Source organism: Klebsiella sp. HC6 (assembly GCF_022605325.1).
Taxonomy (GTDB): domain Bacteria; phylum Pseudomonadota; class Gammaproteobacteria; order Enterobacterales; family Enterobacteriaceae; genus Klebsiella; species Klebsiella terrigena.
Map to the genome: position 1 here is coordinate 5,637,902 of NZ_CP093276.1, position 14,741 is coordinate 5,652,642.

The 14,741-nt window shown below is 57.4% G+C and carries 15 protein-coding genes and 1 riboswitch; of the genes, 12 read left to right on the forward strand and 3 right to left on the reverse strand.

Annotated elements, in window-relative coordinates; all coding sequences use genetic code 11:
* The first annotated feature begins 14 nt into the window (after positions 1-14).
* Together malF and malG are read left to right on the forward strand one after the other, a co-directional pair.
* Positions 15-1,559: a maltose ABC transporter permease MalF gene (gene malF / locus MMW58_RS27165; protein WP_123710013.1), complete on the forward strand. Its 1,545-nt coding sequence runs from the start codon at positions 15-17 to the stop codon at positions 1,557-1,559.
* Positions 1,560-1,715: 156 nt separating this feature from the next.
* Positions 1,716-2,606, forward strand: coding sequence for a maltose ABC transporter permease MalG (gene malG / locus MMW58_RS27170; protein WP_041143584.1), 891 nt, complete (start codon positions 1,716-1,718; stop codon positions 2,604-2,606).
* A 194-nt stretch (positions 2,607-2,800) separates the two neighbouring features.
* On the opposite strand, the gene psiE is transcribed toward malG, so the two are convergent.
* Positions 2,801-3,211 (reverse strand): phosphate-starvation-inducible protein PsiE, encoded by a 411-nt coding sequence (psiE, locus tag MMW58_RS27175; RefSeq protein WP_045853514.1) that lies wholly within the window; start codon positions 3,209-3,211, stop codon positions 2,801-2,803.
* Between the two features lie 145 nt (positions 3,212-3,356).
* Between psiE and MMW58_RS27180 the strand changes: the two genes are divergently transcribed.
* Together MMW58_RS27180 and MMW58_RS27185 are read left to right on the forward strand one after the other, a co-directional pair.
* Positions 3,357-3,875, forward strand: a complete 519-nt coding sequence (locus tag MMW58_RS27180; protein ID WP_241722485.1) for a GNAT family N-acetyltransferase — start codon at positions 3,357-3,359, stop codon at positions 3,873-3,875.
* Positions 3,875-4,333: an acyltransferase gene (locus MMW58_RS27185; RefSeq protein ID WP_041143581.1), complete on the forward strand. Its 459-nt coding sequence runs from the start codon at positions 3,875-3,877 to the stop codon at positions 4,331-4,333. The genes MMW58_RS27180 and MMW58_RS27185 overlap by 1 nt, the downstream gene beginning before the upstream one ends.
* A 44-nt stretch (positions 4,334-4,377) precedes the next feature.
* On the opposite strand, the gene pgi is transcribed toward MMW58_RS27185, so the two are convergent.
* The gene (gene pgi, locus MMW58_RS27190) at positions 4,378-6,027 is read right to left on the reverse strand and encodes a glucose-6-phosphate isomerase (protein ID WP_045853470.1); all 1,650 of its coding nucleotides are present in this window, start codon (positions 6,025-6,027) and stop codon (positions 4,378-4,380) included.
* A gap of 463 nt (positions 6,028-6,490) precedes the next feature.
* Positions 6,491-6,723, forward strand: a riboswitch (Lysine riboswitch).
* A 173-nt stretch (positions 6,724-6,896) separates the two neighbouring features.
* Between pgi and lysC the strand changes: the two genes are divergently transcribed.
* The 3 genes from lysC to MMW58_RS27205 all read left to right on the forward strand — a co-directional run bounded on the left by lysC (position 6,897) and on the right by MMW58_RS27205 (position 9,732).
* Positions 6,897-8,246, forward strand: a complete 1,350-nt coding sequence (gene lysC / locus MMW58_RS27195; protein WP_241722486.1) for a lysine-sensitive aspartokinase 3 — start codon at positions 6,897-6,899, stop codon at positions 8,244-8,246.
* A gap of 144 nt (positions 8,247-8,390) precedes the next feature.
* Positions 8,391-9,314 (forward strand): ketopantoate/pantoate/pantothenate transporter PanS, encoded by a 924-nt coding sequence (gene panS / locus MMW58_RS27200; RefSeq protein WP_133601261.1) that lies wholly within the window; start codon positions 8,391-8,393, stop codon positions 9,312-9,314.
* A gap of 145 nt (positions 9,315-9,459) precedes the next feature.
* Positions 9,460-9,732, forward strand: coding sequence for a YjbD family protein (locus MMW58_RS27205; protein WP_041143578.1), 273 nt, complete (start codon positions 9,460-9,462; stop codon positions 9,730-9,732).
* On the opposite strand, the gene rluF is transcribed toward MMW58_RS27205, so the two are convergent.
* Positions 9,729-10,598 carry a 23S rRNA pseudouridine(2604) synthase RluF gene (gene rluF, locus MMW58_RS27210; RefSeq protein WP_041143577.1) on the reverse strand — a complete coding sequence of 290 codons (870 nt, stop codon included), beginning with the start codon at positions 10,596-10,598 and terminating at the stop codon, positions 9,729-9,731. The two genes, MMW58_RS27205 and rluF, sit on opposite strands and share 4 nt — an antisense overlap.
* Positions 10,599-11,067: 469 nt before the next feature.
* On the opposite strand from rluF, the gene MMW58_RS27215 reads away from it, so the two are divergent.
* The 5 genes from MMW58_RS27215 to MMW58_RS27235 all read left to right on the forward strand — a co-directional run bounded on the left by MMW58_RS27215 (position 11,068) and on the right by MMW58_RS27235 (position 14,737).
* Positions 11,068-12,021 carry a sugar-binding transcriptional regulator gene (locus MMW58_RS27215; RefSeq protein WP_133601262.1) on the forward strand — a complete coding sequence of 318 codons (954 nt, stop codon included), beginning with the start codon at positions 11,068-11,070 and terminating at the stop codon, positions 12,019-12,021.
* A 69-nt stretch (positions 12,022-12,090) separates the two neighbouring features.
* Positions 12,091-12,894, forward strand: a complete 804-nt coding sequence (locus tag MMW58_RS27220) for an SDR family oxidoreductase (protein WP_241722487.1) — start codon at positions 12,091-12,093, stop codon at positions 12,892-12,894.
* A 9-nt stretch (positions 12,895-12,903) separates the two neighbouring features.
* Positions 12,904-13,311: a mannose/fructose/sorbose PTS transporter subunit IIA gene (locus MMW58_RS27225; protein ID WP_133601264.1), complete on the forward strand. Its 408-nt coding sequence runs from the start codon at positions 12,904-12,906 to the stop codon at positions 13,309-13,311.
* The gene (locus tag MMW58_RS27230; protein WP_241722488.1) at positions 13,311-13,805 is read left to right on the forward strand and encodes a PTS sugar transporter subunit IIB; all 495 of its coding nucleotides are present in this window, start codon (positions 13,311-13,313) and stop codon (positions 13,803-13,805) included. Before MMW58_RS27225 ends, MMW58_RS27230 begins: the two co-directional genes overlap by 1 nt.
* Before the next feature lie 134 nt (positions 13,806-13,939).
* Positions 13,940-14,737: a PTS mannose/fructose/sorbose transporter subunit IIC gene (locus tag MMW58_RS27235; protein WP_241722489.1), complete on the forward strand. Its 798-nt coding sequence runs from the start codon at positions 13,940-13,942 to the stop codon at positions 14,735-14,737.
* The last annotated feature ends 4 nt before the right edge of the window (positions 14,738-14,741 follow it).

Here is a 14,741-nt window from a genome sequence, read left to right on the forward strand (position 1 = left end):
AGAGGATGATCCCCATGGATGTCGTTAAAAAGAAACACTGGTGGCAAAGCCCGCAGCTGACATGGTCTGTGATTGGCTTGCTGTGCCTGCTGGTGGGTTACCTTGTTGTTTTGATGTACGCCCAGGGGGAGTACCTGTTTGCCATCCTGACGCTGATTTTAAGCTCGGCTGGTCTGTATATCTTTTCCAACCGCAAGGCCTATGCCTGGCGCTATGTCTATCCGGGTCTCGCCGGGATGGGGCTGTTCGTCCTGTTTCCGCTGATCTGCACCATTGCTATCGCCTTTACCAACTACAGCAGCACCAACCAGCTGACCTTCGAGCGCGCTCAGGAAGTGCTGATGGACCGCTCCTTCCAGGCCGGCAAAGCCTACAACTTTTCGCTGTACCCGGCGGGAGATGAGTGGAAGCTGGCGCTGACCGACGGCGACAGCGGCAAGAATTACGTTTCCGACGCCTTTAAGCTCGGCGGTGAGCAGAAGCTGGCCCTGAAAGAGGCCGATGCGCAGCCGGAAGGCGAGCGCGCCAACCTGCGCGCGATCACCCAGAACCGTACCGCGCTGAACCAGCTGACCGCCGTGCTGCCAGACGACAGCAAGGTCATCATGAGCTCGCTGCGTCAGTTCTCCGGCACCCAGCCGCTGTATACCCTGGCGGCCGACGGCGAGCTGACCAACAACCAGAGCGGCGTCAAATACCGGCCGAACAACAAAGTCGGCTTCTATCAGTCCATCAACGCCGACGGCAGCTGGAGCAGCGAGAAGCTCAGCCCGGGCTACACCGTGAGCATTGGCTGGGATAACTTCACCCGCGTCTTTACCGATGAAGGGATCCAGAAGCCGTTCTTCGCCATCTTCGTCTGGACGGTGGTCTTCTCAATACTGACCGTTATTCTGACCGTCGCGGTCGGCATGATCCTCGCCTGCCTCGTGCAGTGGGAGTCCCTGAAAGGGAAAGCGATTTATCGCGTCCTGCTGATTCTGCCCTACGCGGTACCGTCGTTTATCTCGATTCTGATTTTCAAAGGGCTGTTCAACCAGAGCTTCGGTGAGATCAACATGATGCTCAGCGCGCTGTTCGGCATTAAGCCGGCCTGGTTTAGCGACCCGACCACCGCGCGTTCGATGATTGTTATCGTCAATACCTGGCTGGGCTACCCGTACATGATGATCCTGTGCATGGGCCTGCTGAAAGCCATTCCTGACGACCTGTATGAAGCGTCGGCAATGGACGGCGCCGGTCCGTTCCAGAACTTCTTTAAAATTACGCTGCCGCTGCTGATCAAGCCGCTTACGCCGCTGATGATCGCCAGCTTCGCCTTTAACTTTAACAACTTCGTGCTGATTCAGCTGTTAACCAACGGCGGCCCGGATCGCCTCGGCACCACCACGCCGGCCGGCTATACCGACCTGCTGGTGAGCTACACCTACCGCATCGCCTTCGAAGGCGGCGGCGGTCAGGACTTCGGCCTCGCGGCGGCTATCGCTACGCTGATCTTCCTGCTGGTAGGCGTGCTGGCGATTGTTAACCTGAAAGCCACACGAATGAAATTCGACTAACTGGAATGGCCAGGCGTCATTGAAGCGGCCAGTTTAGGCCCGGCCAGCGCGCAAGAACCGGAGCGTACACGTAGTACGTGAGGATGATGAGCACTGCCCGGGTTCAAAATGGCAAGTGAGATAGCCTGGAGCGGTATCAAGGGGAATAAAAATATTATGGCTATGGTACAACCCAAATCTCAGAAGCTGCGTCTCTTCACCACGCACCTCCTGCTGCTCATTTTTATCGCGGCGATTATGTTCCCGCTGCTGATGGTTATCGCCATCTCCCTGCGCGAAGGTAACTTCGCCACCGGCAGCCTGATCCCGGATCAGATCTCCTGGGAACACTGGCGCCTGGCGCTCGGCTTTAGCGTTGAGCATGCGGACGGCCGCGTCACCCCGCCGCCGTTCCCGGTGCTGCTGTGGCTGTGGAACTCGGTGAAGGTTGCCGGGATCACCGCCATCGGTATCGTGGCGCTCTCCACTACCTGCGCCTACGCTTTCGCCCGTATGCGCTTCCCGGGCAAGGCCACCCTGCTGAAAGGGATGCTGATTTTCCAGATGTTCCCGGCGGTGCTGTCGCTGGTTGCCCTGTACGCCCTGTTTGACCGCCTCGGCCAGTATCTGCCGTTTGTCGGCCTCAACACCCACGGCGGCGTTATCTTCGCCTATATGGGCGGCATCGCGCTGCACGTCTGGACCATTAAAGGCTACTTCGAAACCATCGACGGTTCGCTGGAAGAAGCGGCCGCGCTGGACGGCGCGACGCCGTGGCAGGCCTTCCGTCTGGTTCTGCTGCCGCTGTCGGTGCCGATTCTGGCGGTGGTCTTTATTCTGTCGTTTATCGCCGCAATTACCGAAGTCCCGGTTGCGTCCCTGCTGCTGCGCGATGTGAACAGCTATACCCTGGCGGTTGGCATGCAGCAGTACCTCAACCCGCAGAACTACCTGTGGGGCGACTTTGCCGCGGCGGCGGTGCTCTCTGCTATCCCGATTACCGTGGTCTTCCTGCTGGCGCAGCGCTGGCTGGTGAACGGCCTGACGGCAGGCGGGGTGAAAGGTTAAGTTTCATCGTTATACCCGCCCCAAATTTCAGAGGAGGGACGGTGACTTAGTTGCCGTACACGAACCCCAACCGGGTACGGCAACTATCGCCCTCAGCTGAAAAAGTAAGGCAAATGCCACTGCTATCCTCAACTGGACCCTACATAAATTAAATTTGTGACTGTTGGTCAGCGGCCCTTAGAGGCCGCTTTTTTTTATTCGCGTTTCAGGCGATTGGAGTTACACAGCCACAGCGTAATCACCAGCAGCAGGATCGCCGCGGAGTAGATCAGCACCGCCATCGGCGACTCGTGGTCAACGATTATCAGGCGCACAATCGCGGTAATACCGATGTAGACGAAATAGCGCAGCGGGAAATGAAAGCCGGACTCAAAGTACTTCACAATCAGCGCGATAAACTCGAAATAGAGAAAATAGACCACCAGCCCTTCTACCAGCTTGTACTTGCTCACCGGCTCCGGGGTAAACAGCACGTGCGCCAGATGGAAGGTCTCCTTGCCGAGAAAGACCACCAGAATCACGCCCAGGCACAGCAGCGCCAGATTCAGAACGGCCTGCATGGCCTTCGCAACAAAATTCACCAGCGGACGATAGACCGACGGCATATTCACACCTCTTATATTCATTGTTCCTGCGATCTGTATAACGCAAAAACGTGATCCAGATCGATATTATTCGTTAACTTTTTGCGTCCGTTGCGCCAAATGTAACAATCACTTGCCACACTGGCGGGTTAAAAAGGAGACAACCATGCTGACAATACGTACGGCGCAGCGGGAGGACGCAACCCTGCTCGGTGAAATGGGCTACGCCAGCTATCGCCACCACTTCACCCACCTCTGGCACAGCGCCAGCGAGCTGGAGCACTTTCTCCAGCAGGAGTATGCCGCCGAAGCCCTGCAGCGCAGCCTGGCCGAGGCAAACTGCCGCTGGCTGATTGCCGAAGCGCAGCGCCCGGTAGGATTCGCCAAATACGCGCATCGCCAGCAAATTGAGCCCGATGGCCCGCAGGGCACCCTGCTGCATAAGCTCTATCTGCTGCCCGGCGAAACGGGGCATCGCTACGGCGAACGGCTTTTTAGCGCCGTCGAAGCGCGGGCCAAAGCCGAGGGCGAGCGCTGGCTGTGGCTGGAGGTGCTGGCCGCCAATAGCGGCGCCCGGCGCTTCTATGAGCGCCAGGGCATGCGGCATCTTAAAGACACCGTCTTTCGCTCCGCCACCCAGCAGAGCACCATTCATATTCTGGCTAAACGAATCGGAGAGGAATGATGCCTACGCTTCGTGATACCGGCGTTCGCAACGTCGAAAGCGGTGAAAATGTGGTGATCTACCAGCCCGCTAACCTGTACGACTGTCGCCTCGGCGATAACGTCTTCGTCGGCCCTTTCGTCGAGATTCAGGGCAATACGTCGGTTGGCGCGGACACCAAAATCCAGTCCCATACCTTTATCTGCGAGTATGTGACCCTCGGCGAGCGCTGTTTTATCGGCCACGGGGTGATGTTTGCCAACGATATGTTTCGCGACGGTAAGCCCAACGCCGATCGCGAGAGCTGGGGAAGAATCGTGGTGGGCAACGATGTCTCTATCGGCAGCGGAGCTACCATTCTGGCGGTCAGCATCTGCGACGGCGCGGTGATCGGCGCGGGCAGCGTGGTCACCCGGTCGATTACCGAGAAAGGCGTGTGGGCGGGGAATCCGGCGAAATTATTGCGCCGTCTGCCATAAAAAATGCCGGCCCTGAGGCCGGCATTGAAGCGGATTAACGCTGATTACGCGCGCCAGGATTTATAGCGGTTAATCAGACCGTTGGTCGAGCTATCGTGGCTGCTGACGTCCGCGCCATCTTTCAGCTCCGGCAGAATGCGGTTAGCCAGCTGTTTACCCAGCTCAACGCCCCACTGGTCGAAGGTGAAGATGTTGAGGATCGCGCCCTGGGTGAAGATCTTATGCTCATACAGCGCAATCAGCGCGCCGAGGCTGAACGGGGTGATTTCACGCAGCAGGATCGAGTTAGTCGGGCGGTTACCTTCGAAGACTTTGAACGGCACCACGTGATCCAGCGTTGCCGGATCTTTACCCTGATCGCGATACTCCTGCTCAACCACGTCGCGCGATTTGCCGAACGCCAGCGCTTCGGTCTGCGCGAAGAAGTTGGACAGCAGTTTCGGATGGTGGTCAGAGAGCGGGTTGTGCGTTACAGCTGGCGCGATGAAATCGCACGGCACCATTTTGGTTCCCTGGTGGATCAGCTGGTAGAACGCATGCTGGCCGTTGGTACCCGGCTCACCCCAGATAATCGGGCCGGTCTGGTAGTCCACGGCGTTACCGCTGCGGTCAACGTATTTGCCGTTAGATTCCATGTTGCCCTGCTGGAAGTAGGCAGCAAAGCGGTGCATATACTGGTCGTACGGCAGAATCGCTTCGGTTTCTGCGCCGAAGAAGTTGTTGTACCAGATCCCGATCAGCGCCAGCAGCACCGGCAGGTTTTGCTCCGCCGGCGTGGTGGAGAAGTGTTTATCCATCGCGTGCGCGCCGGACAGCAGCTCAACGAAGTTGTCAAAACCAACGGAGAGGATGATCGACAGGCCGATCGCTGACCACAGAGAGTAGCGGCCGCCAACCCAATCCCAGAATTCAAACATGTTGGCGGTGTCGATACCAAACTCGCCCACCGCTTTGCCGTTGGTGGAGAGCGCCGCGAAGTGTTTCGCCACGTGTTTGTCATCGCCAGCCGTTGCCAGGAACCAGTCGCGTGCGCTGTGGGCGTTGGTCATCGTTTCCTGGGTGGTAAAGGTTTTTGATGCCACCAGGAACAGCGTCGTTTCCGGGTTCACGCCTTTCAGCACTTCCGCAATGTGGGTGCCGTCGACGTTGGAAACAAAGTGCATATTGAGGTGGTTTTTGTACGGACGCAGCGCTTCGGTCACCATAAACGGACCGAGGTCGGAGCCGCCGATACCGATGTTAACCACGTCGGTAATCGCCTTGCCGGTATAGCCTTTCCAGCTGCCGGAGATGATGGCTTCAGAGAAGGTTTTCATCTTCTCCAGCACCGCGTTGACTTCCGGCATCACATCTTTGCCGTCAACGATGATTGGGGTATTGCTCCGGTTGCGCAGCGCGACGTGCAGCACGGCACGGTCTTCGGTACGGTTGATTTTCTCGCCGGAGAACATCGATTTGATCGCGCCTGCCAGATCGGTCTCTTTGGCCAGATCCTGCAGTTTCGCCAGCGTCTCTTCGGTAATGCGGTTTTTGGAGAAATCCACCAGCATCAGATCGTCGAACGTTGCGGAAAACTTAGTAAAACGATCGCTATCGTTAGCGAAAAGCTCGCTGATAGTGACGTCTTTCATTTCATCAAAGTGTTTCTGTAGCGCCTGCCAGGCAGATGTCTGCGTTGGGTTGATGTTTTTCATGAGCAATACTCTTCTGATTTGAGAATTGTGACTGCGGTCGATTGTAGCGCCGGAGGCAAAAAATTGTGATGATTTTTGTGTTATGCCGTTGACGCGCGTCAGGAACAGGGTCAGATCAGGGTAAAAAACACTACCAGTATAGACACAAACGCGGGCAAAACGTCCCGCGACAGCGCGCGCGGGGATCCGCCCACGGGCGCCGGGCAGAGCGGCAGACTTTCGGCCACCGGGCGGCGGCCCGCCGGAGTGCGTCCGGGCTCATCATAAGGCTTTTTGCTGTTAATCGCCCGCGCATGAAAAATCCGCATAACCGCAGCGTTGACATACCCCCTCCGAAGCCTTTATATAGCTGCACTGCCTGCGTATTACCAGGTATGTATTGCTCGCGCATTTCACGCTACAGCGAAAGGGTATTGCAGGGGTATCGTGACCAGCACCCCAGGCAAAGTGAAAGACGTCGGTAATTGCCAGAAGAGGTGCGTTGCCCAGGTAACCGTATTGGAGGAACCAGTCCGGGGAAAATACGTGAGGGGGAGCAACGCCGAGGTGAAAGAGCGTCTGGTACGTTCATCACCGGCCACAGGGGCTGAATCCCCTGGGTTGTCACCAGAAACGTTCGCAGTCGGGCGTTTCATACTCAGGAACTGACGCAAAAGGTCGGGGAACGGGTCTACAAGGTGGAGCACTTCTGGGTGACATCGTAGCTGTTTATCCCTCTGCGCCCACCCTGTTTTTCGCTCTTCCCTTGTGCCATGGCTGAATAATTTGGCCTGGCTTATTAAGACATTTTATGACTGTTAGGTTATGTCCAGCCCAAACCCAATCAGGAATCGTTTTAATAAGTCAGGCCCCCCTGACACGAGGTTGTTATGACAGATTTAGTTGTAGCCAAATTCGGCGGCACCAGCGTTGCCGATTTCGATGCCATGAACCGCAGCGTTGACGTTGCGATGATTGATGAAAATACTCGCGTAGTGGTGCTGTCCGCCTCTGCGGGTGTCACCAATCTTCTGGTTGCCTTAGCCGACGGGCTGGAACCCACCGAGCGTTTCGATAAGCTTGAGGCGCTGCGCCAGATTCAGTTCAATATTCTCGAACGCCTGCGCTACCCCAACGTGATTCGCGAAGAGATCGAGCGTCTGCTGGAGAACATCACCACCCTGGCGGAAGCCGCGGCGCTGGCAAGCTCGACGGCGCTGACCGATGAGCTGGTCAGCCACGGCGAACTGATGTCTACCCTGCTGTTTGTCGAAATCCTGCGCGAGCGCGGCATTGCCGCCCAGTGGTTTGACGTGCGTAAAGTGATGCGCACCAGCGATCGCTTCGGCCGCGCCGAGCCCGATATCGCCGCCCTGGCAGAGCTCACCCAGCTGCAGCTGACGCCGCGCCTTGCCGAAGGTCTGGTGGTCACCCAGGGCTTTATCGGTAGCGAAGCCAAAGGCCGCACCACCACCCTCGGCCGCGGAGGCAGTGATTACACCGCCGCCCTGCTGGGTGAAGCCCTCAACGCCAGCCGCGTCGATATCTGGACCGATGTCCCGGGCATCTACACCACCGACCCGCGCGTTGCCCCGGCGGCAAAACGGATCGACGTTATCGCCTTTGCCGAAGCCGCCGAGATGGCGACGTTTGGCGCTAAGGTGCTGCATCCGGCGACGCTGCTTCCCGCAGTGCGTAGCGATATTCCGGTCTTCGTGGGCTCCAGCAAAGAGCCGAAAGCCGGCGGCACCCTGGTGTGCAATAAAACCGAACACCCGCCGCTGTTCCGCGCGCTGGCGCTGCGCCGCCGCCAGACCCTGCTGACCCTGCACAGCCTGAATATGCTGCACTCCCGCGGCTTCCTCGCCGAAGTGTTCGGCATTCTGGCGCGCCATAATATCTCCGTGGATCTGATCACCACCTCAGAAGTCAGCATTGCCCTGACCATGGATACCACCGGCTCAACCTCCGCCACCGATACCCTGCTCACCCAGGCGCTGCTCACCGAGCTCTCCTCCCTGTGCCGCGTAGAGGTAGAGCAGGATCTGGCGCTGGTCGCCCTGATCGGCAACGATCTTTCGCGCGCCTGCGGCGTCGGCAAAGAGGTCTTCGGCGTGCTGGAGCCGTTCAACATTCGCATGATCTGCTACGGCGCATCCAGCCATAACCTCTGCTTCCTGGTGCCGGGCGCCGATGCTGAGAAGGTCGTGCAGAAGCTGCATCATAATTTGTTTGAATAATATTCCTCCACGCGATAAATATTACCTATAGCCGGGCTCGAACCCGGCTTTTTTATAACTATATCAACACAACCTACTCGCAATCGTTCAGGCAGCGGGCGCAGCCGGCCTGGAAGATGACGAGCCAATGGCAAGGAAAACAACATGCTCGCTATGCTGACACGGCTGTTCCCGCTCTGGGCGCTGCTGCTCTCCGTTCTGGCCTATTACACGCCGGGCACCTTTACCCCCATCGGCCCCTGGGTCACCACCCTGCTGATGCTCATCATGTTCGGGATGGGCGTCCACCTGAAGCTGGACGACTTTAAGCGCGTGCTGTCGCGCCCGGCGCCGGTTGCGGCGGGGATTTTTCTGCACTACCTGGTGATGCCGCTCGCCGCCTGGGCGCTGGCGCTGCTGTTCCGTATGCCGCCGGAGCTGTCGGCCGGGATGGTGCTGGTGGGCAGCGTTGCCAGCGGAACGGCGTCTAACGTGATGATCTACCTGGCGAAAGGCGATGTGGCGCTCTCGGTCACCATCTCTTCCGTCTCCACGCTGGTTGGCGTGGTGGCAACGCCGCTGCTGACGCGCCTGTACGTCGATGCGCATATTCAGGTCGACGTCGCGGGCATGCTGCTCAGCATTCTGCAAATCGTGGTTATCCCGATTGCGCTGGGGCTGATTATTCACCACCTGCTGCCGAAGGTGGTCAAGGCGGTCGAGCCGTTCCTGCCCGCGTTTTCCATGCTCTGCATTCTGGCGATCATCAGCGCCGTCGTCGCCGGCTCCGCTTCGCACATCGCCTCCGTAGGCCTGGTGGTGATTGTCGCGGTGATCCTGCATAACGCCATCGGGCTGCTCGGCGGCTACTGGGGCGGGCGTCTGTTTGGCTTTGATGAGTCGACCTGCCGCACGCTGGCCATTGAGGTGGGGATGCAAAACTCAGGACTGGCGGCGGCGCTGGGGAAAATCTACTTTGGTCCTCTTGCCGCCCTGCCCGGCGCGCTGTTCTCGGTCTGGCACAACCTTTCCGGATCGCTGCTGGCCGGCTACTGGTCCGCTAAGCCCACCGGGAAGAAAGAGAAGTAGCGCCCTGCCTTCACCGCCCGGACAGGCCGCTTGCCGCGCCTGTCCGGGCGTTTTCCCGTCCTCACTGCGCTTAGCGCGGTATCCAGACTGTCAGTCAACCCGGTATTGCCGTACACTGAATTATCGGCTGACTGAGGGTTCTACTATGGCACTTCCCCGCATTACGCAACAAGATATGACCGAACGCGAGCAGCGCGAGCTGAAAACGCTGCTTGACCGGGCGAGAATCGCGCACGGCCGTCTGCTGACCAACGCAGAAACCAACGCCGTAAAAAAAGAGTACATCGATAAGCTGATGGTGCTGCGCGAAGCTGAGGCAAAAAAGGCCCGCCAGTTAAAGAAAAAGCAGGCCTATAAACCCGACAGCGACGCGTCATTCTCCTGGTCGGCGAGCACGCCGACGCGCGGCAGACGCTAACGCCCCTTCTTTTTACGTCCCGGCTGGTTAAAACGTTTGCCGTTTGCCGCCGGGCGTCCTTTCTCGCTGCTCTTTTCCACGTTCACCACCGGGCGCTTGATGCCCGCCGTTTTCGGCTTCGCTTTCGCCTTCGGTTTGGCCTCAGAGGAGGAGTTCTCAATCAGCTTAAACAGCGCAACCAGCTCATCATCCGTCAGGTCGCGCCACTCGCCGAGGGGTAATCCCGACAGGCCGATATTCATAATTCGCGTGCGCTCAAGCTTCATGACCTCGTAGCCAAAGTGTTCGCACATCCGGCGAATCTGCCGGTTAAGCCCCTGAACCAGGGTAATGCGGAAGACGAACGGCGCTTCTTTTCTCACCTTGCACTTCTTCGTCACCGTGCCGAGAATCGGTACGCCCGCCCCCAGTCCGCGCACGAACTCGTCGGTCACCGGCTTATCGACGGTCACCAGGTACTCTTTTTCGTGATCGTTACCGGCGCGCAGGATCTTATTCACCAGATCGCCATGGTTGGTCAGGAAGATCAGTCCCTGAGAGTCCTTATCCAGTCGGCCGATCGGGAAAACGCGCTTGCTGTGGTTCACAAAATCGACGATGTTGTCGCGCTCGCTGTCCTCGGTGGTGCTGACGATCCCCACCGGTTTATTCAGCGCGATAAACACCAGATCTTCCGCCTCACGCGGCTCAATCAGCTGGCCGTTAACCTTCACGACATCGCCCGGGGCAACCTGATCGCCAATGGTCGCACGCTTGCCGTTGATGAAAACGTTGCCTTGTTCAATGTAGCGGTCCGCCTCGCGACGCGAGCAAATGCCGCTTTCACTGATGTATTTGTTGAGTCGGGTTGATGAGTCGGGCAGCATAACGTCTCCTAAAAACACTTCATCCTTCAAGTTGTCTCCGTATTGGCCACGCTCACGCATCCCGGCCACATAGATTGCTATGCTCCCGGGCGCTCGCTCTCCTGCCGCCTCGATAAAACTTGAATGCTTTTATGTGTAAAACGAGAAATATACCTCAGCCGGCGGGCAATCGAAAATAATCGCGCGCTGGCGCCCTGACGCAAAGTGAGATCTACCGCGTCTTTCGACACAAAAGTGTCCAGCGGAACCCTCTGCAATTTTGTCCGGCGAAAATAAACAGAATCAAGCGATTAGGTAATCTGGCACAAAGGTGCCGTCAGCCGGCGGGCTGACAATCAAATGTGCAATATAAACGCCCGACATCGCGCAATGAAATGGGGGAAAATTGCTTTGTAGTCGGCCGTTGATGGGGTTATATCAGATCAAGGCAGCAACAACGTGATTTGCACAAATGTGCAGGAGCCCGCAGATGACCACCGAAAATAGCGACGATATCCGCTTAATCGTGAAAATTGCCCAGCTCTACTACGAGCAGGACATGACCCAGGCACAGATCGCCCGCGAGCTGGGTATTTACCGCACCACGATCAGCCGTCTGCTAAAACGCGGCCGCGAGCAGGGTATCGTCACTATCGCCATCAACTATGACTACAACGAAAACCTGTGGCTGGAGCAGCAGCTGAAGCAAAAATTTGCCCTCAAGGAAGCGGTGGTGGCTTCCTGCAGCTCGGCGCAGGAGGAGGACCAGCTCAATACCGTCGGTCAGCATGGCGCTCAGTTGGTCGATCGGCTGCTGGAGCCCGGCGATATCATCGGCTTTTCCTGGGGACGAGCGGTGCGGGCGCTGGTCGAAACCCTACCGCAGGCCAGCCAGTCGCGCCAGGCGATCTGCGTGCCGATTATCGGCGGCCCCTCCGGTAAGCTGGAGAGCCGCTACCACGTCAATACCCTGACCTATAGCGCGGCGGCGAAGCTGAAGGCCGAGTCGCACCTCGCCGACTTCCCGGCGCTGCTGGAAAATACCCTGATCCGCAACGGTATCATGCAGTCCAGGCACTTTCAGACCATCTCATCCTACTGGGACAATCTGGATGTTGCGCTGGTAGGGATCGGCTCACCGGCAATCCGCGACGGCGCGAACTGGCACGCATTTTACGGCAGCGAAGAGAGCGACGATCTCAACGCCCGCCACGTCGCCGGCGATATTTGCTCGCGCTTTTACGATATTAACGGCGGGATCGTTGAAACTAATATGAATGAAAAAACGCTCTCTATTGATATCGCCAGGCTCAAGCACGCGCGCTATTCGGTGGGCATCGCCATCGGCGAAGAAAAATATAGCGGGATCCTCGGTGCCCTGAACGGCGGCTACATTAATTGTCTGGTGACTAACCGAGAAACGGCTGAGCTATTGTTGAAATAAAATAATAATATCCATTCCCGCAGCCCGCGCTGCGCGGACTCCCTTTATCTAAATAACGAGAAGACGATAATGAAAACATGGCTAAACCTCAAAGATAAAATAATTATTGTCACCGGCGGCGCCTCCGGAATCGGCCTGGCCATCGTCGATGAATTAATTGAGCAAGGTGCCAACGTGCAAATGACGGATATTCACGGCGGCGATAAATATCGTAACGGTGAGAACTATAGGTTCTGGCCCACCGATATTTCCCGCGCCGACGAGGTGAACCACAGCGTCGAGCAAATTATTCAGCGCTGCGGACGTATTGACGGCCTGGTGAATAACGCCGGGGTTAATTTCCCCCGCCTGTTAGTGGATGAAAAGGCGCCCGCCGGCCGCTATGAGCTGAACGAAGCGGCCTTTGAGAAAATGGTCAACATTAACCAAAAAGGCGTCTTTTTAATGTCCCAGGCGGTCGCCCGGCAGATGGTGAAGCAGCGCGAAGGGGCGATCGTTAACGTCTCGTCAGAAAGCGGGCTGGAAGGCTCTGAGGGCCAGAGCTGCTATGCGGCCACCAAGGCGGCGCTGAATAGCTTCACCCGCTCATGGTCGAAGGAGCTGGGCAAACACGGTATCCGCGTGGTGGGCGTCGCGCCGGGCATTCTGGAAAAAACCGGGCTGCGCACGCCGGAGTATGAAGAAGCGCTGGCCTGGACCCGCAGCATCAGCGTTGAACAGCTGCGCGAGGGCTATAGCAAAAACGCCATTCCCATCGGCCGCTCCGGGCGCCTGAGCGAGGTTGCGGACTACGTTTGCTACCTGCTTTCAGAGCGCGCGAGCTATATAACCGGAGTAACCACTAACATCGCTGGCGGTAAAACCCGCGGTTAAGGAGATCCTATGGTCAACGCTATTTTTTGCGCTCACGGCCAGCTTGCCTGCGCCATGCTGGACTCCGTTCGTATGGTCTATGGCGACGTCAACGTCAGCGCCGTGGAGTTTGTCCCGGGAGAAAATGCCGGCGACATCGCCGCTAAGCTGGAAGAGTTAGTAAGCACTCACAGCAATGATGAGTGGCTGATTGCCGTCGATTTACAGTGCGGCAGCCCGTGGAATGCCGCGGCAGGGCTGGCAATGAAAAACCCGCTGCTGCGGGTGATCAGCGGCCTCTCTTTACCGCTGGCGCTGGAGCTGGTGGATAACCAGCAGGCCATGAGCGCCGACGCCCTGTGCGACCATTTGACCGCGATTGCCAGCCAGTGCTGCGTGGTCTGGCGGCTCCCGCAAACCGTTGAGGAGGATTTCTGATGAACATTACGCTCGCCCGCATCGATGACCGGCTGATCCACGGCCAGGTGACCACCGTCTGGTCCAAAGTGGCCAACGCTCAGCGCATTATTATCTGCAACGACGATGTTTATAACGACGAAGTGCGCCGGACTCTGCTCCGCCAGGCCGCGCCGCCGGGGATGAAGGTTAACGTCGTGAATCTCGAAAAAGCGGTTGCCGTTTATCATAATCCGCAATATCAAAATGAATCCGTTTTTTATTTATTTACCAATCCGCAAGATGTTTTAACGATGGTGCAGCAAGGGGTCAAAATAGCCACGCTAAATATCGGCGGCATGGCCTGGCGACCGGGCAAGAAACAGCTCACTAAAGCCGTTTCATTAGATCAAACGGATATCGATGCATTTCGCCAGCTGGACCAGATCGGGGTTATTCTGGATTTACGCGTGGTGGCCTCCGATCCATCCATTAATATTCTCGACAAGCTCGCTCAGCAGTCCGTTACAGAATAAAGAACGCCTGTTTACTACCCTCCGTGGCGCAGGCGTTGCGGCGAAAAATAAATAAATCACCGTCAGCATAAATAACCACGTGACCGGTATGTGCCGTAACAGGCAGGGTTCCCTACACTTTAAAGGTTATAATTATGGAAATTAGTACCCTACAAATAATAGCCATATTTATTTTTTCCTGTATTGCCGGAATGGGCAGCGTGCTGGATGAATTCCAGACGCACCGCCCGTTAATCGCCTGTACGGTGATTGGTCTGATTCTCGGTGATTTAAAAACCGGAATTATGCTCGGGGGCACGCTGGAGCTGATCGCCCTCGGCTGGATGAACGTCGGCGCGGCGCAGTCTCCGGATTCAGCCTTAGCCAGCATCATTTCGGCCATTTTAGTCATCGTCGGCCATCAAAGCATCGCGACCGGTATCGCCATCGCGCTGCCGGTTGCCGCAGCCGGACAGGTGCTGACCGTCTTTGCCCGCACCATTACGGTGGTCTTCCAGCACGCGGCGGATAAAGCCGCCGAAGAGGCCCGCTTTCGCACCATCGATCTGCTGCACGTCTCGGCGCTTGGCGTTCAGGCATTACGCGTCGCCATTCCGGCGCTGGTGGTGTCGATGTTCGTCAGCGCCGATATGGTTAGCAGCATGCTGAATGCCATTCCGGAGTTCGTTACCCGCGGTCTGCAAATTGCCGGCGGTTTTATCGTCGTGGTCGGCTACGCCATGGTCCTGCGCATGATGGGCGTGAAATATCTGATGCCCTTCTTTTTCCTTGGTTTTCTTGCCGGCGGTTACCTCAACTTTAGCCTGCTGGCCTTCGGCGGCGTGGGGGTCATCATCGCGCTGATCTATATCCAGCTCAATCCGCAGTGGCGCAAGCCTGAACCCCAGGCTAGCGCCGCCTCTTCCACCGCCCTTGACCAACTTGACGACTAATGGA

Excerpts from the sequence above, each read along its gene's own strand:
- MMW58_RS27230 (WP_241722488.1), top strand. The coding sequence starts at position 13,311 with ATGAACATTACGCTCGCCCGCATCGATGACCGGCTGATCCACGGCCAG.
- MMW58_RS27215 (WP_133601262.1), top strand. The coding sequence starts at position 11,068 with ATGACCACCGAAAATAGCGACGATATCCGCTTAATCGTGAAAATTGCC.
- psiE (WP_045853514.1), bottom strand. The coding sequence starts at position 3,211 with ATGCCGTCGGTCTATCGTCCGCTGGTGAATTTTGTTGCGAAGGCCATG.
- MMW58_RS27205 (WP_041143578.1), top strand. The coding sequence starts at position 9,460 with ATGGCACTTCCCCGCATTACGCAACAAGATATGACCGAACGCGAGCAG.
- pgi (WP_045853470.1), bottom strand. The coding sequence starts at position 6,027 with ATGAAAAACATCAACCCAACGCAGACATCTGCCTGGCAGGCGCTACAG.
- panS (WP_133601261.1), top strand. The coding sequence starts at position 8,391 with ATGCTCGCTATGCTGACACGGCTGTTCCCGCTCTGGGCGCTGCTGCTC.
- MMW58_RS27220 (WP_241722487.1), top strand. The coding sequence starts at position 12,091 with ATGAAAACATGGCTAAACCTCAAAGATAAAATAATTATTGTCACCGGC.
- MMW58_RS27225 (WP_133601264.1), top strand. The coding sequence starts at position 12,904 with ATGGTCAACGCTATTTTTTGCGCTCACGGCCAGCTTGCCTGCGCCATG.
- malF (WP_123710013.1), top strand. The coding sequence starts at position 15 with ATGGATGTCGTTAAAAAGAAACACTGGTGGCAAAGCCCGCAGCTGACA.
- MMW58_RS27235 (WP_241722489.1), top strand. The coding sequence starts at position 13,940 with ATGGAAATTAGTACCCTACAAATAATAGCCATATTTATTTTTTCCTGT.
- MMW58_RS27180 (WP_241722485.1), top strand. The coding sequence starts at position 3,357 with ATGCTGACAATACGTACGGCGCAGCGGGAGGACGCAACCCTGCTCGGT.
- rluF (WP_041143577.1), bottom strand. The coding sequence starts at position 10,598 with ATGCTGCCCGACTCATCAACCCGACTCAACAAATACATCAGTGAAAGC.
- lysC (WP_241722486.1), top strand. The coding sequence starts at position 6,897 with ATGACAGATTTAGTTGTAGCCAAATTCGGCGGCACCAGCGTTGCCGAT.
- MMW58_RS27185 (WP_041143581.1), top strand. The coding sequence starts at position 3,875 with ATGCCTACGCTTCGTGATACCGGCGTTCGCAACGTCGAAAGCGGTGAA.
- malG (WP_041143584.1), top strand. The coding sequence starts at position 1,716 with ATGGCTATGGTACAACCCAAATCTCAGAAGCTGCGTCTCTTCACCACG.